This window comes from Vibrio vulnificus CMCP6 (genome assembly GCF_000039765.1).
Classification (GTDB): Bacteria; Pseudomonadota; Gammaproteobacteria; order Enterobacterales; family Vibrionaceae; genus Vibrio; species Vibrio vulnificus_B.
In genome coordinates this window covers 331641-355708 of record NC_004459.3, presented here as the reverse complement: position 1 = coordinate 355708, position 24068 = coordinate 331641, and the positions used below count along the sequence as shown (strand labels likewise).

The following is a 24068-nucleotide window of genomic DNA, read 5'->3' as shown; positions in this document are numbered from 1 at the left end:
TCCCCAAAATAGTCGGGGACGCCAACTGTTCCCCAGCAATATAATTGGGGGAATTGGGGAACGCAACGGGGAACAAAAGTTGGCGGATTGCACCGATTTCAACCGAACGCTTCCGAACGATTCAGATTTCCGAAAGTGTGATGAGCGCCCGTTCTATAAGGCTTCAGGCGAAAAAAAAAAGCGCTCTTCCGAGCGCTTTCGTTTTGATGTTTGGTGGAGCTGGGGGGATTTGAACCCCCGTCCGAAAACCATTCATCATTGGTACTACATGCTTAGTCGATCTTTAATTTCACTACCACCTGCGAACCGACACGCGAATGAATAGCTAACCTGAATTATATCTTACGCTTCATCCCTCAGGTGGGGGAATCCACGCCAGCTTGATTTGGTTTGACCCCTCGTGATTCCCCGTCTTACAAGCGGAAGCTAGGGCGAGAGGGCTCTGAGCAGTTTATTAAGCTGCTAGTGCGTAGTTTTCGTCGTTTGCGACTATTTTTTTGCGGTTTGTTAACGAGGCCTACCGCACCTCGGCATGCACCTCAGACTGCAAAATTCCCGTCGAATCCTAAATCAGCCCCAAGGTAATTCGGGCATACTACCAGAAAAGCCTTTTCTGTCCAGTAGTATGCGTCTAAGTGGTTAAGTTTAACGCAGTGAACTCTTCATCACGCGAGCTTTTTGGCGTTGCCAATCGCGATCTTTAATATCATCACGTTTATCGTGTAGCTTTTTACCTTTTGCTACACCGATTTTGATCTTCACCCATGAGCGAGCCCAGTAGAGGGAAAGTGCTGCTAATGTCATGCCTTCGCGGTTGATACGTCCGAGTAAGTTATCAAGTTCACGACGGCTCATGAGCAGTTTGCGCACACGGGTAGGGTTCGCTACTACGTGTGTCGACGCTTGATTCAAAGGAGTGATAGTCATGCCGCTAACGAAGGCTTCGCCGTCACGCATAAATACGTAACTTTCAGAAATATTGGCTTTGCCCTGGCGAAGAGCTTTCACTTCCCACCCTTGTAGCTCCATGCCTGCTTCAATCTCATCTTCTATGAAATATTCGTGGCGAGCTTTTTTGTTCAGCGCGATAGTGTTGCTACCCGCTTTTGGTTTTGAATTTTTCTTTGCCATAGTGATGCCATTATACGGTGTGCAACTTTGATAGGAAATGCTTTTGTTTGCGCTGGCTCAGAATAACAGTAAAATTGTTTGGCGCTTTGAAATGAAAGCTGTGAGAGGAGAGTCTATGAAGCAAGTCACCCGGTCTGCATTGGTATCGTTTAGTGCAGAACAGATGTATGCCCTAGTGAATGATGTGGCAAAGTACCCTGAATTTTTGCCAGGTTGTTCTGGGAGCCGAGTGATCGAGGCGTCGGACTCCAATATGGTCGCGTCGGTAGATGTGGCAAAGGCGGGTATCAGCAAAACTTTCACCACCGCTAATCATCTTGTTCCAGGTGAAGCGATCATGATGACGCTGGTCGATGGCCCCTTTAAAACCCTCAAAGGAGGGTGGTTCTTTACTGCCTTAGATGAGCAAGCGTGCAAAGTTGAGTTAAAGCTGGAGTTTGAGTTTTCAAGCAAGATGATTGAGCTCGCCTTTGGCAAAATCTTTAATGAGCTGACCAATAATATGGTCAATGCATTTACTCAGCGTGCGAAGCAGGTGTATTTATGAGTATTGAATCTGAGATGATCCACGTTGAGGTGGTTTATGCTTTACCTCAGGAGCAACGTGTATTAACCCTTGTGGTGAACCAACAAGCGACAGTGGAAGAGATCATTCGTCAATCTGGCGTGTTAGAGATCTATCCCGAGATTGACCTTGGCAAAAATAAGGTTGGGGTGTTTAGCCGTTTGGTGAAATTAGATGCAACGGTGCGCGATAAAGATCGTATTGAAATTTATCGTCCTTTATTGGCCGATCCCAAAGAGATTCGTCGTAAACGTGCTGAGCAAGCAAAAGAGAGTGGTGCGGCGGATCCTGTCACAGGAGGCAAACCAAGCCCACTGCGCAAAGCGGACTAACTTCAGCTTCAATACTGGCTAAAACAAACCCCGAATTCTCGGGGTTTGTTGTTATAGGACCATCGTAATGGATGCGGAAGGTACTCTATAACGCTTAACGGAGCCCTTCAAAAAAGCTATCACTGGCAGGAAAGTCTCCTGCAATATCCACCAATGTGCCATCATCGTTGAAGTTAACGATAAGGTTTTTCTGGATAGACTCTTTGTGCCCTTCCGTATGGTGGTAGATATAGTACCAAGTATTTGGATAGCCATTTTCGATCAGCATCGGTGAACCCATGACAAAGCGCACTTGTGCTTTGGTCATGCCAAATTTCAATTTATCAACCGCTTGTTGTTCAACGTAGTTACCTTGGTTGATATCAATACGATAGACCAGTTTTTCTAACACCGAGCAGCCTGTCAGCATTGTCATTGCCAATGGTAAGGCAACCAACCACTTCTTTAATTGCATAGCTAAATTCTTAGTAACCTCAAAAATACTGCGACCGATAATAAACAAGCTCGGCTCAGATGTAAAAAGCTCTGTGGAGAGTATTGAGGAATCAGACAACGAATTTTGAGATGAGTTGCATTTATGAAGAAAAAAGCCAGGCTCAAGGAACCTGGCTGATTGTTGAAGAAGGCTTAAACTACGCTGCGATCAGCAACTCTTTTGCATTGGCGAGTGTGGATTCAGTAATTTGGCTTCCACCAAGTAGGCGTGCTAACTCCGACACGCGCTGATTTTGGTCTAACAAGCGCATTTGTGTTTCTGTGGTGCCATTTTTGGTGTTCTTAGCCACGAACATTTGCTGATGACCACACCCTGCAACTTGCGGTAAGTGAGTCACACATAGCACCTGAGTTGATTCTCCCAGTTTACGCAGCATTTTTCCGACGACCGCCGCTGTTGGCCCACTGATACCTACGTCTACTTCATCAAAAATGAGGCTAGGTGTGTCGACTTTTTGCGCCGTGATGACTTGAATGGCAAGAGAAATGCGCGACAACTCACCACCAGAAGCGACTTTAGCAATAGGTTGCAGTGGTTGGCCTGGGTTGGTTGAAACCAAGAAGCACACAGTGTCTAAGCCTAATGGCGAGGGATGTGTGCCTTCATTGTTGACTTCAATGTTAAAGACTGCCTTTTCCATGCTCAGTTCATGCATACTTTGGCTAATCAGCTTGTTGAGTTCTTTGGCATAGCGACAGCGGGATTTATGCAGTTTCTCCGCTTGTTCAAGATAGTCTTGGTATTTAACCTGCACATTGGCGGCTAACTCATCCATTTTTTCATCGGAGCAATCTAACGCTTCTATTTGTTGCAGCAGATCTTGATGATGTTGATAAAGCTCTTCAGGTTGAACGTGGTGTTTACGAGCCACGGACATTACCTTGGAAAAACGCTGCTCAACATAGGCCATACGAGCTGGATCGACATCGATACGATCGAGGTAATTTCTGAGTTCACTGTTGGCTTCTTCAAGCTGAATGATCGCTTCGGCGACCATATCAGGAAGAGCACTGAGTTTCGGGTCTAGCTCTGCCAATTCAATCAAAGCATTGCTGGCGCTTTGCAAAATACCGAGTGCGTTAACGTCTTCGCCTTCGTAGATAAGTTCTATTGCATGTTGGCAAGTACTGGCGAGCTCTCCGCTATTGGATAGCAACTTGTGTTCTTGTTCGAGCTCAGTAAATTCTTCTTCACCAATCGCAAGTTCATTGAGTTCTTTTATTTGGTATTCCAATAACTGTTTTTGAGCTTGGTTTTGGAGGCTGTTCTCTTGCAACTGTTTTAGATGATTATCTGCTTGGCGCCAATTTTGGTAAGCGACACGTGTGTTTTTCAGCAAGTTGAGGTGGCCAGCGTATTGATCCACCATGGCCATTTGATGTTCGCTCTTCATCAATTGATGATGGGCGTGCTGGCCGTGAATGTTGATCAGCAGTTGTCCCAATGCTTTTAGCTGAGAAAGGGGAACCGGACTGCCGTTGATGAAGGCTCTAGAGCGCCCTTCACTGGTAATAATGCGGCGTAAAATACATTCACTGCCGTCTAAAAGTTCGTTGTCTTCTAGCCAGCGTGTGGCGTGAAGATTGTTGTCGAGTAGAAAGGCGGCACTGACTTCAGTTTTGTCCTCGCCTTGCCTCACCATACTGGCTTCTGCGCGTCCACCAAGGCATAGACCCAGTGCGTCAATAGCAATGGATTTACCTGCTCCGGTTTCACCGGTAATGGTTGTCATGCCTTTTGACAGCTCGAGTTGTAAAGACTTAACAATAGCAAAATTATTAACACTTAAATGAGCCAGCATTTTGGTTTACCTGTATAACTGAACAATACTGTATATAAATTCAGTATATACTGTTTCTTTATACAGTAAAGATCTCCAAGAGAAAAAATGTGAAGGCGGTTTTATTTACCAATAGAGTGCTGTTTCCATAGAAGAAAATGTAAAGGCAAAGCTAAGGTGATAAGTTGAATTTCCTTTGTCGGAAGAGTGTTTTTTGATGATCGTACAGAGGGTTAAGGTACGCCTTAACCCTTTTAAGGAAGGAGATTTAGAACAACTTGCTCGACCAACCAAGCTTGTTACGTAAGACGTGATAGTAACTGTAGTCTTTTGGATGGATCAGACGAAGTCGATTTGGGCTTTGATAGATATGAATCTCATCGCCGGGAGAAACGGGAAGAGAGACTTGGCCATCACAGCTGACTTCTTGCGTTCCCCGGTTGTCTGGCGATACCAGTAGTTTAATCCTGCGATTGCCATCCACGACTAATGGTCGACTTGAAAGTGTATGAGGGAACATTGGCACCAAAGAAATGGCGTTCAGGCTCGGTGATAAAATGGGGCCTCCGCCAGAGAGCGAGTAAGCGGTTGAACCTGTTGGTGTGGAGACAATTAAACCGTCTGCACGTAGGGAAAATGCAAAGCTCTCATCGATGTAAACCTCAAACTCAATCATATGCGCGACTTGCCCCGGATGGAGCACGGCTTCATTGAGTGCGGCGTTGTGGCTTTTTACTTGCCCATGGCGGTGGATTTCTGCTTCAAGCAAAAATCGTTCTTCCTCGATGTAGGCTCCGTCCAAAACGGCTTCCAGAGAGTGCTGGAAATCTTCAGGGTTTAAGTCGGTCAAGAATCCAAGATTGCCTCTGTTTACCCCGATAACACGGGTGTTAAAGCGAGAGAGAATACGGGCTGCACCGAGCATATTGCCATCACCCCCAACGACAATGGCCAAATCGGCTTTTTCACCTAACTCGACCAAACCAGAAAAGTGTTCTTCGGGAACATCATTGAGAATGGCGGAAAGTCGATCGTCAATAAATACCTGATAGCCGAGTGAACTCAACCAATGATATAGGTCACGATGCGTCTGAATCGCTTGTTGATCTCTTGGCTTACCGATAATGGCGATCACGTTAAATGGTTTTTTCATAGCTTTTCCGCACTAAAGAGGCTTGAATCGGGATTCATCATCCCCATAATAATGGCAAGTTATCTAACTTTGCGAATTTTTGTGAAGATAAAGCCCATAAAACGTGAGGGGCTTTAAGGACAAATAGTTGAATTCTGGAGATATCATGAGCAACGAAGAAAACAAAATCAACGAAGAAGCGCTTAAACAGCAAGACGCTGCGGAAGTAGAAGTAGAAGCTGTTGGCACTGATGCTGATATCGAATGGAACGAAGAGGCCGATGAATCAGCGGCGAAGATCGCTGAACTGGAAGCCGCTTTATTAGCCAGCGAAGCGCGTGTGAAAGAGCAGCAAGATTCAGTGCTACGTGCGAAAGCAGAAGTGGAAAACATGCGTCGCCGTACTGAGCAAGAAATTGATAAAGCGCGTAAATATGCGTTGAATCGCTTTGCTGAAGAACTGCTGCCAGTGATTGATAATCTAGAGCGTGCGATTCAAGCGGCTGACGCTGAAAGCGAAGCGGTAAAACCGCTGCTTGAAGGCGTTGAATTGACTCATAAAACGTTCGTTGATGTGGTCAGTAAGTTTGGTTTGAAAGAAATCAATCCAGAAGGCCAACCATTTAACCCAGAATGGCATCAAGCGATGTCGATTCAGGAAAGCCCAGACCACGAGTCAAATACCGTGATGTTCGTGATGCAAAAGGCTATGAATTGAATGGTCGAGTGATTCGTCCTGCGATGGTTATGGTTGCGAAATAAGCGAACTGATAGACCGATTCAAACACACAGAGCGGCTTTTGCCGCTCTTTTTTATGTCTCCTAAGCCCCCGCACCTAGTAAACCAACCCTTTGATTTAGTCGATTATTCTTTGCTTTTCCTTTAACTGAAAATTAATTTCTGATTGGAAATTTGTATCATTATTGTAAACAAATACTTCATTTTGTAACTCAAGTGTGTATTATGTGCGAACTCCGTCTGAAATATAGGCGGTTTTAACTACAAAACCATAAATTAAAAACACAACATTCTGGAGTGAAGGATGGATAAATCACTTTCAAGTAAGATTTTTGTAGGCTTGTTTGCTGGTCTACTTATCGGTACTGCTATTCAGTATCTCTTTAGTGGCGTTACTATCTTTGATACTTATTTGCTGGGTGCCGCAGAGGGCGCTGGTGGTATGTTTGTATCGCTAATCAAGCTGCTGGTTGTGCCACTTGTTTATGTTTCGATTGTGTGTGGCATTGTTGACCTAAAAGACATTACTGCGTTTGGTCGCCTTGGTGGTAAAACTTTTGCGCTTTACATTATCAATACCATTATTGCGATTGCGGCAGCGCTGACAGTTGGTCTTATCTTCCAACCAGGGGCGGATGCACATCTTGCGGGTACCATTTCAGAAACGGTAAAACTGACCACAACGGAAACACCGGATATCTTTTCGTTGGTAGTGAACATTGTGCCAAGCAACCCAGTGCAAGCTTTCGCCAATGGTGACATGCTGCAAATCATCTTTATGGCGATTTTGACCGGTTTGGCAATCCAAGCGCTGGATTCTCGTGGTGGCCCTGCTATCCGTACTTTCAAAATGGCCAATGAGATCATGATGAAACTGGTTGGCCTTGTGATGAGCCTTGCGCCTTACGGTGTGTTTGCTCTGATGATTCAACTTGGAGCGACTTTGGATGCCAACACGCTGATGTCGGTTGCAGGCTATGTCGCGTTGGTTGTGGCCATGCTGGTGTTTTGGATCTTCTTCTTCTACCCAATGGTGGTGGGCATTACTACTGGGATCACACCCAAGGCATTTTTGCGTGCGACTCGCGAGCAGATCTTGTTCTCGTTATCGACCGCGAGTTCGAATGCAACCATTCCTGTGACCATGAGAACCCTGACTGAGAAGCTTAATGTATCTAAGTCTGTGGCTGGTTTTGGTGTGCCACTGGGCGCGACCATGAACATGTCAGGCGTGTCTATTTACATTGCGTTGGCGACCATGTTTGTGGCAAACGCATTTGGCCAGCCAATTAACACGGCAGACATCTTCACACTGGGCTTGACGATTCTTCTGCTTTCGATTGGTGCTGGTGGCGTACCTGGCGGTGGCGTAGTGATGGTGGGTGTACTGCTTCATCAACTTGGTTTACCACCTGAAGGCCTTGCTATTATTGCCGCGGTAGACCGTATCAACGATATGTTCTGTACTTCGTCTAACGTAGTAGGCGATACCGCGGTGAATACCATCGTTGCGAAATCTGAAGGGGAAATTGGTGTGGAAGCGGACGAAGCGCAAACAGCGCCTTCAACCACAGCGAATGCGTAAGCACACTTTTTCTGCGAAACAAAAGCGAAGCCTAGCGGCTTCGCTTTTTTGTACTTTGAAATGATGCCCCCTCTTTTGCTCATTGAGTACATCAAGCGTCAAGCATCAATGCTGGTGTTCTTGTTCTACGGTCCCTACCCAAGTGAGTAAGTGAGGAACAAAACCAAGCGGATGTTGACGGACCTCTTCTTTGACAAGGTCGATTTCTAGCAGTTGGTTATTGGCAGGATCGCTCACAATAAGATGACCTGTACGTTTGTCTCCCGTTAACTGAATTTTTTGTCCTTCCGCCAACGCTGGTGGCGTTTCCCATAAAGTTATATTGTGGCTTTGAATGAAATTCGCCGCGGCATTAAACACTTTCAATGTGCCGTTGGAGCTCACCACAACCAAGGCGTCGTTAGCGGCATAATGAGCTAGTGCGCCTTCCTCCGGAGAAGATTTCCAATTGACCTCTTTCAGCTCCCCTTGGGCGAGATAAAAGGCTTGAGCCTGACGAGTGAGAAACAACAGTTTATCCGCAGCATCAAAACCCACCACAGTGCCAAATCGAGATCCTGTGTCTAAACCTGCCGGATTGGCGAGTTTAGTGAATTGCGGGGTGGCATTGGGTGTATCAACAACGATCACGCCATCACTACACGCAAAAGCCACTTGTGTTTTGGATTGTGCACTGCCGTGAAGAGCGGGGCACGCATCGGTTGAGGTGCTCAATTCGTGAAAATGGTCACCGTTGTCGTTCAAGAGCCACGACTTTTGGCAAAGCGGCGGGATTGGCCGATTGTCGACATACCGGTAAACGCATGTTCCCCAAACAGTTGCGCGGTGCCGTGCACGGCATACCCAAAGGTGTAATGAGCTAGGGCAGTGCCATTGGCGATGCTGGCATCATTTAATACTCGAAACTCTGCGTTTTCTCCGCTGTTGCTGTCGCCATCAAAAAAGAGCGCCGCAGCGTCGTCACTAAGATCGTAATGCGTTGGTTTGATGCCCTGATACTGGGTCGTGAGTAATTGCGGACGCTCTACGTGTAAATGGAAATGATCGCCATGCGCTTCTGCTTCAATACCAGAATCGAGAACTTCCACGAGGTTTTGAGTGCGCTGCAGGGCCAACGCGTAGCGCCCACCTGGGCTGGTTTTCAGGCCAGATGGCGTATTTTGTAAATTGAATTGTTCCAATGGTGCCCAATTTTTGCCTTCAAGAACGTAGAGGTTAGTGCTGCCTTGTTCTGTGACGACCAAACGGCTCATGGAGGATGGCGTGTGGTCTGAATCTTGATGATTGTGATGGTCTGCTTTGTTCTCGCCTTCGCTACAGCCACTGAGTGTCAGCATGACGGCCAGAGAGAGTGCGGTGTATGTAACTTTGGTGGTCAACAGGGGTTGCATTTAACGATGTCCTTTCATTTGAACGATGGAATAAACCTAGCGAATAAACTTAGTAGGTTAGATTGATTTATGAAATGTTATAACATAACATTTGTCTCATTCAATAGTTTTGAGACGTATTATCATTAATTAATCGGAGATGGATGTCGTGAGAGTCCCAGCAGTAAAGAAGAGTAGGTTGTTTTTGTGTGGTGCCATGCTCATCAGTAGTTCAGCGGTAAACGCAAATATTGATATTGGCGTCGTTCTGGATGGCAGTTATCAAAATGAATCTCGCCATTGGGGAAGCCGTGACAAGGGATTTTCGCTTGGTCATTCTGAGCTTGTACTAAGCAGTAACATTGATCATCACTTCAAAGGTCAGCTCGTTACGGTACTGGCGAGCCATGGGGGAGAAACTGAGCTTGAGCTCGAAGAGGCTTGGATAGAAACGCTCAGTTTACCGCTGGGATTCAAACTGAAAGCGGGGAGATTACTCTCTCACATTGGTTACCTAAACAATAAACACATGCATGAAGATGCATTTATCGAACGCCCAGCTGTTTATCGCGCATTTCTTGGTGGTCACTATTTCGATGATGGCGTTCAAATGAGTTGGTTAGCGCCGACCGATTTTTATCTGCAGACGAGCATCGAAGCATTAAGTGGAAAACCTTTGGATGCAGGGTATAGCGATCCGGTGAATGTTGGTGTGTATACCGCGAACGTGCAAATTGGCGCAGACTTAGGTGTGGAGCACAGTTGGCGTTGGGGAGTGAGCGCGCTTTACAATGCCAATGGTCGTCAGTTTGTTCATTCAGAGTCATCGGATCACAGTGCGCATGACCATCATCATGATCACGCGAGCCATTCGCATGGGCCCGTGATAACCGGGCGTCATTTATACGGTACGGATTTCACTTGGAAATGGGCACCGGAAGGTAACTATCGTCAAACCAATCTGAGAGCCAGCAGTGAATTTTGGTATTTAGACAATCGATTTGATCCGCCAATGGCGAGTGTGCCTGGAGCGGAGCAATCTGCACAAGGTTGGTATGCGGAGCTGGCTTATCAATTCCATCCGAGTTGGACCATGAGTACACGTTATGGGGAAGTGCGGACTGTGGAAGGAGAAGTGCATGCTCATGGTGATCACTTGCATGGTGAGTTTTCTCGTGGCGATCTGAAAGAGTGGGATGTCGCGCTGGATTGGCATGCTTCCCATTTTGGTCGCATTCGTGGTCAGGTGACCTATGAAGAAAACGTTGATGGTGATGAGACCTTATTTAGCCTGCAATACGTGATGTCATTTGGAGCGCACCATGCTCATGCGTTTTAGTGTTTGTTTGTCGCTGTTACTTTTGAGCATGCCGAGCATCGCAGGGCTAAATGTCTTTGTCTGCCAGCCGGATTGGGCAGATTTGGTCCGCCAGCACGCGCCTGATGCCCGGATTTACTCTGCAACCACGGCGATGCAAGATCCGCACTATGTTCAAGCTAGGCCATCACTGATTGCACAAATGCGCCGTGCAGATCTGGTGGTCTGTTCTGGCGCTGAGCTGGAGATCGGTTGGCTACCTGAACTGCAAAGACAAAGCCGCAACCCGAAAGTACAAAACGGGCAAACGGGGCTGTTTTGGGTCAGTGACTATGTGCAAATGTTGGATAAACATGAGCAGCTTGATCGTGCTATGGGCGATGTGCACGCACACGGTAATCCTCACGTCCAATTTGCACTGGCCGATATGCCAGCGGTGTCTCGCGCGTTAGCGGATAGGCTTGCGCTTATCGATCCAGACAATCAGTCCCTATATAAAGGGATGGGGGTAAAGTTTCGTCATGCGTGGCAAAAACGTTTGTCCGTTTGGCGTGAGCAAGCAAGATCATTACGAGATATGCAAGTGGTGGGTTACCACCAGACCTATCGCTACCTTTATGCTTGGTTGGGAATAGAACAAGTAGCAGATCTTGAACCAAAGCCCGGACTGCCACCGACGATGGCGCATCTGCAAAAGTTGAATCAGCTCGATTTGAGTCAGGTGAGTGGTATCGTCTACTCCAGCCATCAACCTGTGGATGCGGCCAACTGGCTGGCCCAGCGAAGCCAGTTGCCGATTGTGCAGTTGGCTCAAAGTGTTGGAGGAAGAGAGCAGGCCAGTGATCTGATCGCGCTGATTGATGACAGTATTGCGCAACTGCTTCAGTTGAGAAGTGCGCCATGAGTGATCACATCTGGCTAATGACACCAGTGGCCATTGGGTTACTGGCTTTGGTGAGTAACATCATTTTAGGAAGGCAAGTGTTACGCCGTGGAGTGGTCTTTATTGATTTGGCCATGGCACAAATCTCGGCACTGGCGATGATCATCGTAGAGCTCTATGCGGGGTTTGAAGCCAGTTTGCTGAGTAAAGTACTGGCTTCGTATTTATTGACTTTACCAGTGGCTGGGTTACTCAGCTATTTAGAGCATCGAGCGACGCCGCATTTGGAAGCCATGATTGGTCTGCTGTATGTCATTGCTGCGTGCGTTTCCATCAATGTGGTGAGCGTTCAGGCACATGGTAAAGAGTTGATTGATTCGCTGCTGGGTGGCCGCTTGCTATGGACAGACATCACTGATGTTGGGTTGGTTTTGATGGTGACGCTCAGTTTGCTTTGGGTGCAATGGTTGCGTTCTCATTGGTTGGAGGGGGCAAAATTCTATCTGCTGTTTGCTTTGGCGGTTCCGCCTTTGGTGATCAACCTAGGGGTTTATCTTGAATTTGCCGCACTCATTTTGCCCGCTCTGTTTGCCTTGCTCTTTCGAACTTCGCTCTATTGGTGGGCGGCGATAAGCCTTGGTATTGTCGGTGGGAGCACGGGCTTTTTGATGTCATTGTGGGGAGATTATCCGGTCGGGCCCAGTATTGTGCTGACCATGGCAGGTGTCGGCGCCGTTGGCGTGATGGTTAAGCTAGCGAGTTTATATTCTCAACGCGCAGATTCTCGTCCTCTCTCGTCTTAAATTATCCTTTCAATTGTGCGGAGCGGATATTGGCTCCGCCATCTGATGACTCGAATCCAATAAAAAAATATCACTTTTTTTCTTGTTGCCCCTTGAAAAGGTTTTTGACGCCCCTATTTATGAGGCATAAGTGAAACACACAACTTATTTTGGTTTTGTGAGTAAGGGTTGAATCCCCATTGTCGATCCCCATATAGGGGATAAAGCAAAAGAAAATAGAATTTATTTGGAGATAGCCAGATGGGTAAAATCATTGGTATTGACTTAGGTACTACTAACTCTTGTGTTGCTGTACTAGACGGCGACAAACCACGTGTAATCGAAAATGCGGAGGGTGAGCGCACAACTCCTTCAGTTATCGCTTATACCGATGGTGAGACTCTTGTTGGTCAACCTGCAAAACGTCAAGCGGTAACAAACCCAGAAAACACGCTATTTGCAATCAAGCGTTTGATTGGTCGTCGTTTTGAAGATGAAGAAGTTCAGCGCGACATCGAAATCATGCCATACAAAATTGTGAAGGCAGATAACGGTGATGCTTGGGTTGAAGCGAAAGGCCAAAAAATGGCAGCTCCTCAGGTTTCTGCTGAAGTTCTTAAGAAAATGAAGAAAACAGCAGAAGACTTCCTAGGTGAAGAAGTAACAGGTGCAGTAATTACCGTTCCTGCATACTTTAACGATGCTCAGCGTCAAGCAACAAAGGACGCTGGTCGTATCGCGGGTCTAGAAGTTAAGCGTATTATCAACGAACCAACTGCGGCAGCGTTAGCATACGGCCTAGACAAGCAAGGTGGTGATCGCACTATCGCAGTATACGACCTAGGTGGCGGTACATTCGATATCTCTATCATCGAAATCGATGAAGTTGAAGGCGAGAAAACCTTTGAAGTACTAGCAACCAACGGTGACACTCACCTTGGTGGTGAAGACTTTGACAACCGTCTAATCAACTACCTAGTAGCAGAATTCAAGAAAGATCAAGGTATCGATCTGAAGAACGATCCACTAGCAATGCAGCGCGTTAAAGAAGCGGCAGAAAAAGCGAAGATCGAACTGTCTTCTACTAACCAGACTGACGTAAACCTGCCATACATCACGGCAGATGCAACGGGTCCTAAGCACATGAACATCAAAGTGACACGTGCGAAGCTAGAATCACTGGTTGAAGACCTAGTTCAACGTTCACTAGAGCCGCTAAAAGTTGCGCTTGCGGATGCAGATCTTTCAGTAGGTGACATCACTGACGTTATCCTAGTGGGTGGTCAGACTCGTATGCCTATGGTTCAAGCGAAAGTAACAGAGTTCTTTGGTAAAGAACCACGTCGTGATGTAAACCCAGACGAAGCAGTAGCGGTAGGTGCGGCTGTTCAAGGTGGTGTACTAGCAGGTGATGTTAAAGACGTTCTTCTACTAGACGTAACACCGCTGTCTCTAGGTATCGAGACTATGGGTGGTGTAATGACGAAGTTGGTTGAGAAGAACACTACTATCCCAACCAAAGCGAACCAAGTGTTCTCGACAGCAGAAGATAACCAGAGTGCGGTAACGATTCACGTGCTACAAGGTGAGCGTAAACAAGCGATGTACAACAAGTCGCTAGGTCAGTTCAACCTTGAAGGTATCAACCCTGCACCACGTGGTATGCCACAGATCGAAGTCACTTTCGACCTTGATGCGGATGGTATCCTACACGTATCTGCGAAAGATAAGCAGACTGGTAAAGAGCAGAAGATCACTATCCAAGCTTCTGGCGGTTTAAGCGACGCTGAGATTGAGAAAATGGTACAAGAAGCAGAAGCAAACAAAGAAGCGGACAAAAAGTTCGAAGAGTTAGCAACTGCACGTAACCAAGCTGACCAAATCATCCACGGTACACGCAAGCAAGTAGAAGAAGCGGGCGAAGCGCTACCAGCAGATGAGAAGGCGAAGATCGAAACAGCAATCAGCGAACTTGAAGAAGCTCGTAAAGGCGAAGACAAAGAAGCGATCGAAGCGAAAATCCAAGCGCTAATGGCTGCAGCTCAGAAGCTAATGGAAATCGCTCAGCAACAAGCTCAAGCACAACAAGGTTCAGCGGAAGCTGGTGCTCAGTCTCAAGAAGACGATGTTGTTGATGCAGAGTTTGAAGAAGTGAAAGACGACAAGAAATAATCTTGTTTAACCAGATGGCAATACGCCATCTGGTGTTGAACTTCCTGTTTGCGGGCGTTTGGGGTAACTCTTACGCCCGTAAGTTTGTAAATACCTGTGTACTTATAGATAAAGGACTTCATTGTTTTCAAACGTCGAACCTTTATCTATATCGATACAAACACCAAGCGGAATCAACCGTTTGCAGTAATTAATTGGTGACGAACAATATGTCAAAACGTGATTTTTACGAAGTATTAGGCGTTAGCCGCGATGCCTCAGAGCGAGACATCAAAAAGGCGTATAAGCGCTTGGCTATGAAATTTCACCCAGATCGCAATCAGGGTGACGAGTCTGCTGCGGATAAGTTTAAAGAAGTAAAAGAAGCGTACGAAATTCTGACCGATCCACAGAAAAAAGCAGCTTACGATCAATATGGCCACGCTGCATTTGAACAAGGCGGTGGCGGCTTCGGCGGTGGTTTTGGTGGCGGTGGTGCTGACTTTGGTGACATCTTCGGCGACGTTTTTGGCGATATTTTTGGTGGTGGTCGCCGTGGTGGTGGTCACGCTCGTCCACAGCGTGGTGCCGATCTGCGCTACAACATGGAACTGTCGCTAGAAGAAGCCGTACGTGGCGTCTCGAAGGAAATTGAAGTTCCGACATTGGTTCATTGTGACACTTGTGAAGGCACGGGGGCGAAGAAAGGCACTTCAGCTGAAACCTGTGGTACCTGTCATGGCCATGGTCAGGTTCAGATGCGCCAAGGTTTCTTCGCTGTACAGCAAACCTGTCCAACCTGTCACGGCAAAGGCAAGATCATCAAAGACCCATGTAATGTGTGTCATGGTCAAGGCCGCAAGCAGAAAACCAAAACGCTCAATGTTAAGATTCCAGCAGGGGTTGACACAGGCGATCGCATTCGTCTCTCTGGTGAAGGGGAAGCGGGTGAGCGCGGCGCCCCAGCGGGAGATTTGTATGTACAAGTACACGTAAGAGAGCACCACATCTTTGAACGTGAAGGCAACAACCTTTACTGTGAAGTGCCAGTAAGTTTTGCTATGGCGGCACTGGGTGGCGAAGTGGAAGTGCCGACACTCGATGGCCGTGTGAATTTGAAAGTACCATCAGAGACCCAAACGGGCCGCATGTTCCGTATGCGTGGCAAAGGCGTAAAAGGCGTTCGCGGCGGCGCAATCGGTGATTTGATTGTGAAACTTGTGGTCGAGACGCCAGTGAACTTGAGTTCACGTCAAAAAGAGTTGCTGAAAGAGTTTGAAGAGTCTTGCTGTGGTGAAGCGGCCACCAAGCACAAACCAAAATCAGAAGGCTTCTTTAATGGTGTTAAGAAGTTCTTTGACGATTTGACCAGCTAGTCATGCGATAAGAGTTCAGTACGACAAAGCCCGTTTGGTGATGCCAAACGGGCTTTTTTGTTACCAACAAGCCGTTGGTTTTGCTTGGTTGGTTGAATCGAGCGTCATTTTTTTTATCGTTTCATTGGCTAGGCAAGGATCGTTGCTTTGACCTTTATCGGTTTTCGCTGTCGCTGTAATGGTATATGAAATGGTTGCAGAACTGGCAACAGAAAATGTATATCTCTCCGAGAGAGAGTCACATATCAGGCAAGTGCTGCCGGATAGGATTTGCGTCCATTGATAACCACTATTGTAGCTACGTTCCAGCTCCAACTGAATTTTCGCCATATCTGCTTTGGCTACTGTTCTATGCGACTCGATCACATAATTTTTGTAGCTCGGGTAGCTGATGCTTGCCAAGATCCCCACGATGACTACTGCGATTAATAATTCGATCAATGTCATACCAGATGAGTGTTTATTGTAGTGTTTGCAGGGAAAATTTCGAATCATCACGAACACTTCCTCGTTGATTTTCCTCCTATTTTTCTATGGTGCTAGCATTGGTGCAAGTTGAATTGTTGCTTAGCAATAGATTACATAGGAATTTGGGAAATGACTCGCGGCTTCACACTTTTGGAGCTCTTAATTACAGTGGCTGTACTGGCTGTAATTTTAGCTTGGGCAGTACCTAGTTTTACTGGTGTTACGAATACAACCAAAATGCAGAGACTAGGAAATGAATTGCATGGCTTTGTTATCCAAGCAAAATCGGAGGCTGTATTACGTCGACAAAATCTTTGGGCACATATTTCCATCGCAGCTAATGGGGATAGTTTAGGGACTTGGAAAATTGAACTTACTGACAATGCAACTCCAGGAATTGGTACTGTCTTGCTTAATCTTTCGGGTGCTCCTTACAAAGGAGTATTAGTTAAATCGCAGTTCCCGTCTGATCAGATCAGTTTTGATGGTGTTTATGGCCGTCCTAGTCAGGGCAACATCCGTTTTTACCCTACAGGTGAATCTACGAAAGCAATTAAGTTAATTGCGCATAATCGTTCTGCCCGTTTCCGCCTATGTAGTGATAACCAGAGTGATGAATACTATGGCTACCCTCGTTGCTAAACAAATTTCTTTTCAACGTAAGAGGCAGTTAGGTGCCTCGTTGGTCGAATTTATGATATCCGCAACTATTGGCTTGTTTGCATTAGGTGTTGTTGGTTCGATTTTTATTCAAGGACAAAATGCGTCAGCGAAGCGCAGCAAAGATTTGATGTTATTGCAAAACACAAGGAGTGTTACGCAGATGATGCATTCAGACATGTTGAGAGCTGGCTATGATGGAAGTAATGGTCAAACGGTCAGACTATCAGGGGCAACCACGGTGATCTATTCACACAATAGTGCAGATGAGGGGTTAATTGCTTACGCTTATTTTACCAAAATGTCTGGAGCAACGCCGCTATATAAGAATGTAGTTTATGAACAAAGAGATAATGATAGTCACATTCTTAGAATATGTGAAAAGGAGTTAGATTATTTGATTACGACAGCTCAAGCGAGCAATTTTGCCGGTTCATTTGTAAACTCCTGTAATTCTTTATTTGTGGCTAGCCAGATCCAGGTAGAGGCATTCAATGTAGTGCAGAAAAATATAGCGGGTGGTGGTGCGACGTCAGCTTATTTTGATATTGAATTGATTACGCGCTTGACCGACCTCCCATCCAGTAAAGAAAACGTTTCATTCTCAGTAACGCAGAGGAATTGGCAATGATAAATCGTGAACAAGGTGCGACGACCTTGCTTGTTACGAGTGTATTGCTGATCGCTGCACTCATGGCGACTTTAGGTAGTTATAAAACATTGCTTTATCAAATCAAACGAGCGCAAAATGAGGTATTGTCACGGCAAAGTTACTGGAAAGCGGAGGGGGGATTGGAGTGCGCGTTTGCGCTTGTCAGACAGCAAGGTGATATTCTTGCTGCAACTACTCTTTTTCCTTCTACGTGTAAAAACCCATTAGGACTGTCTAATCTTGCTATCGATAGCAACAATAAAATTACGAGCAAAGTAGCCTCTAGCGGACATGCGACGATAAGCAAAACTCTTAAACTGAGTCGTGGTGCATCTAGCGGTGCTCTGAAAAGTAGCTCCGATCTCTATATCAACGGTAGTGCTACTTTTTCTACACCTGATCCTGGTGATTTTGATGATGGATGGGAATGTACAGCAATCCGTTACAAAAGTGCATTTCACTCTAGATCAGGCGCCACTAACCAAGGCGTGATACATGGCAGTGTTCCATATCAAGGCTTCAATCATAAATCTAAAGATTGTAAAGCTTCGCACAAGACCAATATCTCCGCAGATACTGGATATGGTGATGATTTTATTCAGGATGGCGCTCTGGAGCCTTTCTATGATCTTTTCAGAGTGCAGAGATCCAATTGGAGTAGCGTAAAAACTAATCTCAACTTTGCCACTGTAAATTTTGACAACGTGTTGGATCAGATAGTTACGGATTGTGGAAAAAAAGTGGCTGATCAGATAAACGCAGGTAAGCGAAGAATATGGGTAACGGGTTCGTGTGAATTTACGTCTTCCACAAAAATTAATGGTAATTATCCAACCGATTCAAACGGTAACCCGATTAAAGGTGGGATCGATCATATTTCCGAGGCTTTTGTTAGTTCGGGAGGGGATCCTGTTTTATTACTAGTGCACAACGGCATTTTTGCTGCACATGGCGCGATGACGTTTCCTGGAATGCTGTATCAACTTCATACAACAGCACCAACTAACTTAGATACTCTTTGGGATAACTTTGAAGCAAAAGATCATTTTGCAGAGGTTGTTCACTTTACAGGGTTGAGTAAAAACCGAATTGTTTATTTTCAAAGAGGGGCATTCACTTTCTCTGGAGGGCAAGTTTTAGATAGTCCAAGCTATGCAGCTTACTTCGCAAACTCACTGAACTTTGCTTTCAATAGAGACAATATAGAAGAGGTGGTTGATCCCGTTATTTTTTACGCATGGGAGAAGGGGAGCTGGAATGATTTGTAAGCAAAGTGGTTTCAGTTTGATAGAAGTGCTGATCTCTTTTCTACTTATTGGTATCGGAGCCTTGGGGTTGATAAAACTTCAAGTGTACATGGAGCGTAAAGCTGATTTTGCTGAGAGGAGCATTGAGGCGCTCAACTTAGCAGAACAAAAACTCGAATGGTTTCGGACACGTGGTATTTCTGATGCTATGTCATCTATTTCTGGGGCTGACTTTTCGACAGATTTCTCTGCGGGAAGTTCTGCTGTTGCTAGTGGTTACAACGTGTATTGGAATGTTCCTAGCAGTAGTGTTTCCGGTGCCTTAAAAACAATAGAGATAAAAACTACGTGGACGGATCGGCTAGGTGATTCGCACTCTATTGAGCTTAAAACAATGATTTCCAAATACAGCGAATTTGATATGTGATGAGTTGATATTGAGTGGTTAAATGGTGGCAGGTGCTTCAGTTGTTATCGTGATGTATTTCAATATGGTGTCGTTTTTGTTTCAAAAAAGGGTTTTTGATTGTATTTAATTTGTTGCACATTGATTGTGTTTTTGCAAAATATGTCTCCAAATATGGAAAAACTTTCGGAACCTTGTGCTTTTCTTAAACGGATTTAATAGAATCAAACGTTGAAAAATAGGCTGAAACAATAATTTTAAGAAGCCATTGGCACCAACATCATTGATTATGGAGTTACCATGAGTAACCAAGCTGTAAATCAAGCGCCATCGCCGAAGCCGAGCGGTATGGATCGTTTTTTGAACTTCATCGAAAGGGTAGGGAACAAGATCCCAGATCCTGCGATTTTGTTCTTCTGGGCACTAGTGATTACTTGGGCTGCGTCTGCACTTTTGTCAAACGTTTCGTTTGATCTTATCAATCCTCGAACTGGCGACGCTCTTGCAATCAAAAACCTTCTAACCGGTGAATCATTAGCCAGTTTCCTTGCAAACATGGTGACCACGTTTACTGGTTTTGCACCTCTAGGGATCGTGTTAGTGGCGATGCTTGGTGTCGGTGTTGCGGACTCTTCAGGCTTTATTACCACAGGCCTTAAGAAGATGCTGAATTTCACGCCAGCTAAGCTTCTGACTCCTATGCTGATTTTGGTGGCGATCGTATCGCACACCGCAGCGGATGCAGGCTACGTACTGGTTATTCCTCTAGGTGGTATCATTTTCCATGCGGCAGGTCGTCACCCTCTTGCGGGTATCGCGGCTGCGTTTGCGGGTGTATCAGGTGGTTTCTCGGCCAACTTTATCCCTTCAGGTATCGACCCTCTATTGGCTGGCTTTACACAAACGGCAGCTCAGGTTCTGGATCCTGCATACGTGGTTAACCCACTGGCGAACATTTTCTTCACTGGTCTTTCTTCGGTGATCATCATTGCGATTGGCTGGTATGTGACAGAGAAAATCATCGAGCCTCGTCTAGCGAGTACTCCGATTGATGACGATGCGGAAAAAGCACCGGATCTTGGTTCATTCACCGAGTTAGAATCGAAAGCGTTCCGTTACGCTGGTTGGGCGATGATGGCAGGTATTGCGCTGCTTATCGCGGCTATCTGGCCTGAAAACTCAGCGCTGCGTTCACCAAATGGTGAAATTACGGCGTTCTCTGCTCCGATCATGAAGTCAATTGTGCCATTGATCTTCATCCTGTTTATCATCCCTGGTTATGTCTACGGTCGTGTGTCTGGCACGTTCAAATCCAGTAACGACATCATCAAAGCGATGGCAACAACAATGTCGACGATGGGCGCATACATTGTGATGTCGTTCTTCTGTGCACAGTTCTTGTCGGCATTTGCTCAGTCAAACATCGGTACCATGTTGGCGCTTTACGGCGCTGAAGGTCTGAAAGCGATGAACCTGCCGGGTGAAGCGACCATCGTTGGTATGATTCTGCTGACGGCGTCAGTGAACCTACTTATCGGTTCAGCATCGGCTAAGTGGGCATTGATTGGTCCTATCCTAGTTCCAATGCTAATGGCTGTGGGTATTTCTCCAGAGCTTTCTCAAGCGGCTTACCGTGTGGGTGACTCTGTATCCAACATCATTTCACCTTTGATGGTGTTCTTCCCACTCGTTGTTGTTTACTGTCAACGTTACGTGAAATCAACCGGTATCGGTACGCTTGCATCACTGATGATGCCATTCTCTATTGCGATGCTGATTGGTTGGACGATCTTCTTGCTTGCTTACTGGGCAGTGGGTATTCCGCTGGGTGTTCAAGCGCCATACACCTACACAATGTAATACCATTGGATAAGAAAAAAGCCTGCTTCAGCAGGCTTTTTTACGTTATGCGCAAAGGTGTTGCCAGTGAAAGGAGAGATGGTCCGCAATAAAGCTTTGGATGAAGAAATAGCTGTGATCGTACCCCGGCTGCAGGCGAATTTGAGTATGTGCAGGAGCGTTTTGTAACGCTTGTTGCAGCGTCTCAATTTGCAGTTGTTCTTCTAAGAAGGGGTCGGCAGCACCTTGGTCGACCAGCAACGGGCGTGTAAGGCAATGCTCTTTGAGCAGTTCAACGGCATCGTATTGTGCCCATTGTTCAGTCTCTTCCCCTAAATAATGGCGAAAGGCTTTTTGCCCCCAAGGTGCCTTAGTGGGGTGACAAATTGGACTGAATGCGGAAATAGAGCAATATCGCTCTGGATTGCGAATCCCAATCGTCAGAGCGCCGTGTCCTCCCATACTGTGTCCTGCAATGGCCCTTTTTTCCGTGACAGGAAAATTAGCTTCAATTAACTGAGGCAGCTCACTCACGATGTAGTCGTACATCTGATAATGCTTTTTCCACGGCGTTTGAGTGGCATTAAGGTAAAATCCAGCGCCAAGACCAAGGTCATAGTGCCCATCGGGATCGTCGGCGACCCCTTCACCTCTGGGGCTGGTATCGGGGGCAACAATAGCCATACCTAGCTCTGCCGCCTTTTCAAATGCAGCCGCTTTTTGCATAAAGTTTTCGTCGCTACAGGTGAGGCCGGATAACCAATACAGGACGGGTACTTTGTGATGGTTGGTGGCTTGGGGAGGCAAAAAAATCGCAAATCGCATCTCGCAATTAAGCGTGCTTGAGTGATGTTGGTACTGCTTGTGCCAACCTTGGAAAACTTTTGATTGGCTAAGGTGGGTCAAAACCATGCTTGCTCCTTTGGCGAGCCGAAGCTCGCCAATGTTAATAGGGGAGGGGTTATTCGAAGTGAACTACTGAGCGAATGCTCTCTCCTGAGTGCATCAGTTCAAAGGCGTCGTTGATCCCTTCTAGTGGCATTGTATGCGTGATGAATTCTTGTAAACCAAATTCACCAGCAAGGTATTGTTCAACAATCGCAGGCAGTTGAGAACGACCTTTCACGCCGCCAAAAGCGCTACCACGCCAAACTCGACCTGTGACCAGTTGGAAAGGGCGTGTTGAGATTTCTTGCCCTGCTCCTGCGACCCCGATGATGACAGATTCCCCCCAGCCCTTATGGCAGCATTCGAGCGCTTGGCGCATGACGTTGACATTACCGATGCATTCGAAAGAAAAATCCACACCGCCGTCAGTCATCTCGATGATTACCTCTTGGATCGGCTGAGCATGTTCTTTAGGGTTAATGCAATCTGTGGCACCCAGCTGCTTGGCTAATTCAAATTTTCTATCGTTGATATCAACGGCAATAATGCGACTCGCACCAGCCATACGCGCACCAATAATCGCTGATAAGCCGATCCCACCTAAGCCGAAGATCGCAACCGTATCACCTTGCTTCACTTTTGCTGTATTGATTACCGCGCCCATCCCAGTCGTGACACCACAGCCAAGTAAGCAGATCTCTTCCAGCGGCGCTTCTTTATTTACTTTTGCTAGTGAGATTTCAGGTAACACGGTGTACTCCGAAAAGGTTGAGCAGCCCATATAGTGGAAGATAGGCTTGCCATCTTTATAAAATCGCGTCGTGCCATCAGGCATTAAGCCTTTACCTTGTGTTTCTCGCACGGCTTGGCACAAGTTGGTTTTACCAGACAGACAGAACTTACATTGACCACACTCTGCGGTGTAAAGGGGAATGACGTGATCACCGACTGAGACGCTGGTTACCCCTTCGCCAACCATTTCGACAATACCGCCACCTTCATGACCTAAAATCGCTGGAAAAACCCCTTCTGGATCATCTCCTGACAGCGTAAAAGCATCCGTGTGACAAACCCCAGTCGCGACGATGCGAACAAGGACTTCGCCTTTTCTGGGCAGCATGACATCGACTTCTTCGATGCTCAGTGGTTGTTTTGGCCCCCAAGCTACAGCGGCGCGAGATTTGATGAATTTATCTTGAGTCATGGAGAGGCTCCTTTAAGCGTCTAACTAAGCGGTGGCGTATAGGCACACCGAACCAAGAATTTCAGTATAGTCATTCCAAATTGTTTTATAATCCTGTTAAATTGAGAATGACTTTTACACATGAGTAATAATGAATGTGAAGGAGAAGTGTGATGGCCAATATTCATTGGGAAGGTGTGAACGAGTTTGTTGCGGTGGCCGAAAGCGGCAGCTTCACTCAGGCCGCCACGCGCTTAGAAACATCGGTCGCAAATGTGAGCCGCCGAGTCGGACAACTGGAAGAGCGGTTAGGTGTGAAGCTGTTACTGCGCTCAACAAGAAAAGTGTCACTGACTGAGGCTGGGCAGATCTACGTTCAGCATTGTCGCAGCATATTGGAAGGGCTTCATCAAGCGGAGCTAGCCGTGACACAAATGCAGCAGACGCCACAAGGGAAATTAAGAATTACCGCCCCGGTCACTTACGGTGAGCAAAAGATCGCGCCGTTGCTGAATGACTTTCTGATTCGTTACCCTAAAATTGATTTAGAGTTAGTGCTCACCAACCAAAAGCTCGACTTGATTGAGCAGGGTGTGGATATCGCGGTTCGGCTGGGTCAGCTTGAAGATTCTAGTTCCATGGCGCGTCGACTAAGTGATCGTCATCTGCATGTTTGTGCGACGCCAGAATATTTTGAACAGCATGGCATGCCTCACACGTTATCGGATTTGTCGTCACACAACTGCCTGATCGGTACCCACGATCATTGGCGTTTCAAAGAGAATCATCAAGGTCGTTCCATTAAAGTGAATGGGCGTATTCGTTGCTCTAGTGGTGTTGTGCTATTGGATGCCGCTCTGAAAGGGATTGGTTTGGTTCAGTTACCGGATTACTACGTTGATGAGCACTTGCACGCAGGGCGACTTATCGAAGTACTGGCGCATTTTCGTGATGATCGTGAAGGGGTTTGGGCGCTGTATCCACACAATCGACATTTATCGCCGAAAGTTCGTTTGCTGGTGGATCATCTGGCACAACATTTATCTGCAGCCGCATAACCGCTATAATCCCCAACCCAGACGATA

The 24068-nt window shown here is 46.4% G+C and carries 23 protein-coding genes, 1 other RNA gene and 1 pseudogene; 15 read left to right on the top strand and 10 right to left on the bottom strand.

What is annotated here, in order from left to right:
• Positions 1-211 precede the first annotated feature (211 nt).
• Together ssrA and smpB are read right to left on the bottom strand one after the other, a co-directional pair.
• Positions 212-578, bottom strand: a transfer-messenger RNA (tmRNA) gene (ssrA, locus tag VV1_RS23035).
• A 67-nt stretch (positions 579-645) separates the two neighbouring features.
• Positions 646-1131, bottom strand: coding sequence for an SsrA-binding protein SmpB (smpB, locus tag VV1_RS01780; RefSeq protein WP_011078466.1), 486 nt, complete (start codon positions 1129-1131; stop codon positions 646-648).
• A gap of 115 nt (positions 1132-1246) precedes the next feature.
• Between smpB and VV1_RS01775 the strand changes: the two genes are divergently transcribed.
• Complete coding sequence (locus VV1_RS01775) at positions 1247-1678, top strand: SRPBCC family protein (protein ID WP_026050324.1); 432 nt, start codon at positions 1247-1249, stop codon at positions 1676-1678.
• The gene (locus tag VV1_RS01770) at positions 1675-2028 is read left to right on the top strand and encodes an RnfH family protein (protein ID WP_011078464.1); all 354 of its coding nucleotides are present in this window, start codon (positions 1675-1677) and stop codon (positions 2026-2028) included. The genes VV1_RS01775 and VV1_RS01770 overlap by 4 nt, the downstream gene beginning before the upstream one ends.
• A 94-nt stretch (positions 2029-2122) precedes the next feature.
• Here VV1_RS01770 and bamE read toward each other — a convergent pair whose 3' ends face one another.
• The 3 genes from bamE to nadK form a co-directional block, all read right to left on the bottom strand.
• The gene (bamE, locus tag VV1_RS01765; RefSeq protein ID WP_011078463.1) at positions 2123-2482 is read right to left on the bottom strand and encodes an outer membrane protein assembly factor BamE; all 360 of its coding nucleotides are present in this window, start codon (positions 2480-2482) and stop codon (positions 2123-2125) included.
• 178 nt (positions 2483-2660) lie between these two features.
• Positions 2661-4325 (bottom strand): DNA repair protein RecN, encoded by a 1665-nt coding sequence (gene recN, locus VV1_RS01760; protein ID WP_011078462.1) that lies wholly within the window; start codon positions 4323-4325, stop codon positions 2661-2663.
• A 247-nt stretch (positions 4326-4572) separates the two neighbouring features.
• Positions 4573-5457 (bottom strand): NAD(+) kinase, encoded by an 885-nt coding sequence (nadK, locus tag VV1_RS01755; RefSeq protein ID WP_011078461.1) that lies wholly within the window; start codon positions 5455-5457, stop codon positions 4573-4575.
• Between the two features lie 145 nt (positions 5458-5602).
• Between nadK and grpE the strand changes: the two are divergent.
• Both grpE and VV1_RS01745 read left to right on the top strand, forming a co-directional pair.
• Positions 5603-6198 (top strand): annotated as a pseudogene (grpE, locus tag VV1_RS01750) (nucleotide exchange factor GrpE).
• A gap of 281 nt (positions 6199-6479) precedes the next feature.
• On the top strand, positions 6480-7760 hold the full coding sequence (locus VV1_RS01745) for a dicarboxylate/amino acid:cation symporter (protein WP_011078459.1): 1281 nt from the start codon (positions 6480-6482) through the stop codon (positions 7758-7760).
• A 105-nt stretch (positions 7761-7865) separates the two neighbouring features.
• Here VV1_RS01745 and VV1_RS25045 read toward each other — a convergent pair whose 3' ends face one another.
• Together VV1_RS25045 and VV1_RS25040 are read right to left on the bottom strand one after the other, a co-directional pair.
• On the bottom strand, positions 7866-8504 hold the full coding sequence (locus VV1_RS25045) for a hypothetical protein (RefSeq protein WP_011078458.1): 639 nt from the start codon (positions 8502-8504) through the stop codon (positions 7866-7868).
• Positions 8501-9151: a hypothetical protein gene (locus VV1_RS25040; protein WP_011078457.1), complete on the bottom strand. Its 651-nt coding sequence runs from the start codon at positions 9149-9151 to the stop codon at positions 8501-8503. Before VV1_RS25040 ends, VV1_RS25045 begins: the two co-directional genes overlap by 4 nt.
• 139 nt (positions 9152-9290) lie before the next feature.
• On the opposite strand from VV1_RS25040, the gene VV1_RS01735 reads away from it, so the two are divergent.
• From VV1_RS01735 to dnaJ, 5 genes are all read left to right on the top strand, one after another.
• Positions 9291-10469, top strand: coding sequence for a hypothetical protein (locus VV1_RS01735; RefSeq protein ID WP_011078456.1), 1179 nt, complete (start codon positions 9291-9293; stop codon positions 10467-10469).
• On the top strand, positions 10453-11352 hold the full coding sequence (locus VV1_RS01730; protein ID WP_011078455.1) for a metal ABC transporter solute-binding protein, Zn/Mn family: 900 nt from the start codon (positions 10453-10455) through the stop codon (positions 11350-11352). The genes VV1_RS01735 and VV1_RS01730 overlap by 17 nt, the downstream gene beginning before the upstream one ends.
• Positions 11349-12134 carry a metal ABC transporter permease gene (locus VV1_RS01725; protein WP_011078454.1) on the top strand — a complete coding sequence of 262 codons (786 nt, stop codon included), beginning with the start codon at positions 11349-11351 and terminating at the stop codon, positions 12132-12134. Before VV1_RS01730 ends, VV1_RS01725 begins: the two co-directional genes overlap by 4 nt.
• Positions 12135-12374: 240 nt before the next feature.
• Positions 12375-14285: a molecular chaperone DnaK gene (gene dnaK, locus VV1_RS01720; RefSeq protein ID WP_011078453.1), complete on the top strand. Its 1911-nt coding sequence runs from the start codon at positions 12375-12377 to the stop codon at positions 14283-14285.
• 209 nt (positions 14286-14494) lie between these two features.
• Positions 14495-15640: a molecular chaperone DnaJ gene (gene dnaJ, locus VV1_RS01715; RefSeq protein ID WP_011078452.1), complete on the top strand. Its 1146-nt coding sequence runs from the start codon at positions 14495-14497 to the stop codon at positions 15638-15640.
• Between the two features lie 60 nt (positions 15641-15700).
• Here dnaJ and VV1_RS01710 read toward each other — a convergent pair whose 3' ends face one another.
• Positions 15701-16135: a type IV pilin protein gene (locus tag VV1_RS01710; protein ID WP_013572320.1), complete on the bottom strand. Its 435-nt coding sequence runs from the start codon at positions 16133-16135 to the stop codon at positions 15701-15703.
• Positions 16136-16237: 102 nt separating this feature from the next.
• Here VV1_RS01710 and VV1_RS01705 point away from each other — a divergent pair, with 102 nt between their 5' ends.
• The 5 genes from VV1_RS01705 (at position 16238) to VV1_RS01685 (ending at position 20933) form a co-directional block, all read left to right on the top strand.
• Entirely contained in the window at positions 16238-16750 is a 513-nt protein-coding gene (locus VV1_RS01705; protein ID WP_011078450.1) for a GspH/FimT family pseudopilin, read from the top strand.
• A complete protein-coding gene (locus VV1_RS01700) occupies positions 16731-17399 on the top strand; it encodes a PilW family protein (protein WP_011078449.1) in 669 nt (222 codons plus the stop codon). Before VV1_RS01705 ends, VV1_RS01700 begins: the two co-directional genes overlap by 20 nt.
• A complete protein-coding gene (locus VV1_RS01695) occupies positions 17396-18688 on the top strand; it encodes a hypothetical protein (RefSeq protein WP_011078448.1) in 1293 nt (430 codons plus the stop codon). Before VV1_RS01700 ends, VV1_RS01695 begins: the two co-directional genes overlap by 4 nt.
• Positions 18678-19094 carry a type IV pilus modification PilV family protein gene (locus VV1_RS01690; RefSeq protein WP_011078447.1) on the top strand — a complete coding sequence of 139 codons (417 nt, stop codon included), beginning with the start codon at positions 18678-18680 and terminating at the stop codon, positions 19092-19094. The genes VV1_RS01695 and VV1_RS01690 overlap by 11 nt, the downstream gene beginning before the upstream one ends.
• Before the next feature lie 279 nt (positions 19095-19373).
• Positions 19374-20933 (top strand): AbgT family transporter, encoded by a 1560-nt coding sequence (locus tag VV1_RS01685; RefSeq protein WP_011078446.1) that lies wholly within the window; start codon positions 19374-19376, stop codon positions 20931-20933.
• A gap of 45 nt (positions 20934-20978) precedes the next feature.
• On the opposite strand, the gene fghA is transcribed toward VV1_RS01685, so the two are convergent.
• Complete coding sequence (gene fghA / locus VV1_RS01680) at positions 20979-21824, bottom strand: S-formylglutathione hydrolase (protein ID WP_011078445.1); 846 nt, start codon at positions 21822-21824, stop codon at positions 20979-20981.
• 49 nt (positions 21825-21873) lie between these two features.
• Positions 21874-23004 carry an S-(hydroxymethyl)glutathione dehydrogenase/class III alcohol dehydrogenase gene (locus VV1_RS01675; protein ID WP_011078444.1) on the bottom strand — a complete coding sequence of 377 codons (1131 nt, stop codon included), beginning with the start codon at positions 23002-23004 and terminating at the stop codon, positions 21874-21876.
• Positions 23005-23156: 152 nt separating this feature from the next.
• Between VV1_RS01675 and VV1_RS01670 the strand changes: the two genes are divergently transcribed.
• On the top strand, positions 23157-24041 hold the full coding sequence (locus VV1_RS01670) for a LysR family transcriptional regulator (protein ID WP_011078443.1): 885 nt from the start codon (positions 23157-23159) through the stop codon (positions 24039-24041).
• Positions 24042-24068 lie beyond the last annotated feature (27 nt).

Bases quoted from the DNA above. Each gene is read 5' to 3' on its own strand.
- VV1_RS01770 (WP_011078464.1), top strand. From the start codon at position 1,675: ATGAGTATTGAATCTGAGATGATCCACGTTGAGGTGGTTTATGCTTTA.
- dnaK (WP_011078453.1), top strand. From the start codon at position 12,375: ATGGGTAAAATCATTGGTATTGACTTAGGTACTACTAACTCTTGTGTT.
- recN (WP_011078462.1), bottom strand. From the start codon at position 4,325: ATGCTGGCTCATTTAAGTGTTAATAATTTTGCTATTGTTAAGTCTTTA.
- fghA (WP_011078445.1), bottom strand. From the start codon at position 21,824: ATGGTTTTGACCCACCTTAGCCAATCAAAAGTTTTCCAAGGTTGGCAC.
- VV1_RS01690 (WP_011078447.1), top strand. From the start codon at position 18,678: ATGATTTGTAAGCAAAGTGGTTTCAGTTTGATAGAAGTGCTGATCTCT.
- VV1_RS01710 (WP_013572320.1), bottom strand. From the start codon at position 16,135: ATGATTCGAAATTTTCCCTGCAAACACTACAATAAACACTCATCTGGT.
- VV1_RS01745 (WP_011078459.1), top strand. From the start codon at position 6,480: ATGGATAAATCACTTTCAAGTAAGATTTTTGTAGGCTTGTTTGCTGGT.
- VV1_RS01725 (WP_011078454.1), top strand. From the start codon at position 11,349: ATGAGTGATCACATCTGGCTAATGACACCAGTGGCCATTGGGTTACTG.
- dnaJ (WP_011078452.1), top strand. From the start codon at position 14,495: ATGTCAAAACGTGATTTTTACGAAGTATTAGGCGTTAGCCGCGATGCC.
- VV1_RS01695 (WP_011078448.1), top strand. From the start codon at position 17,396: ATGATAAATCGTGAACAAGGTGCGACGACCTTGCTTGTTACGAGTGTA.
- VV1_RS01730 (WP_011078455.1), top strand. From the start codon at position 10,453: ATGCTCATGCGTTTTAGTGTTTGTTTGTCGCTGTTACTTTTGAGCATG.
- VV1_RS01705 (WP_011078450.1), top strand. From the start codon at position 16,238: ATGACTCGCGGCTTCACACTTTTGGAGCTCTTAATTACAGTGGCTGTA.
- VV1_RS01670 (WP_011078443.1), top strand. From the start codon at position 23,157: ATGGCCAATATTCATTGGGAAGGTGTGAACGAGTTTGTTGCGGTGGCC.
- smpB (WP_011078466.1), bottom strand. From the start codon at position 1,131: ATGGCAAAGAAAAATTCAAAACCAAAAGCGGGTAGCAACACTATCGCG.
- VV1_RS01735 (WP_011078456.1), top strand. From the start codon at position 9,291: ATGGATGTCGTGAGAGTCCCAGCAGTAAAGAAGAGTAGGTTGTTTTTG.
- VV1_RS01775 (WP_026050324.1), top strand. From the start codon at position 1,247: ATGAAGCAAGTCACCCGGTCTGCATTGGTATCGTTTAGTGCAGAACAG.
- nadK (WP_011078461.1), bottom strand. From the start codon at position 5,457: ATGAAAAAACCATTTAACGTGATCGCCATTATCGGTAAGCCAAGAGAT.
- VV1_RS01700 (WP_011078449.1), top strand. From the start codon at position 16,731: ATGGCTACCCTCGTTGCTAAACAAATTTCTTTTCAACGTAAGAGGCAG.
- VV1_RS01685 (WP_011078446.1), top strand. From the start codon at position 19,374: ATGAGTAACCAAGCTGTAAATCAAGCGCCATCGCCGAAGCCGAGCGGT.
- VV1_RS01675 (WP_011078444.1), bottom strand. From the start codon at position 23,004: ATGACTCAAGATAAATTCATCAAATCTCGCGCCGCTGTAGCTTGGGGG.
- bamE (WP_011078463.1), bottom strand. From the start codon at position 2,482: ATGCAATTAAAGAAGTGGTTGGTTGCCTTACCATTGGCAATGACAATG.
- VV1_RS25040 (WP_011078457.1), bottom strand. From the start codon at position 9,151: ATGCAACCCCTGTTGACCACCAAAGTTACATACACCGCACTCTCTCTG.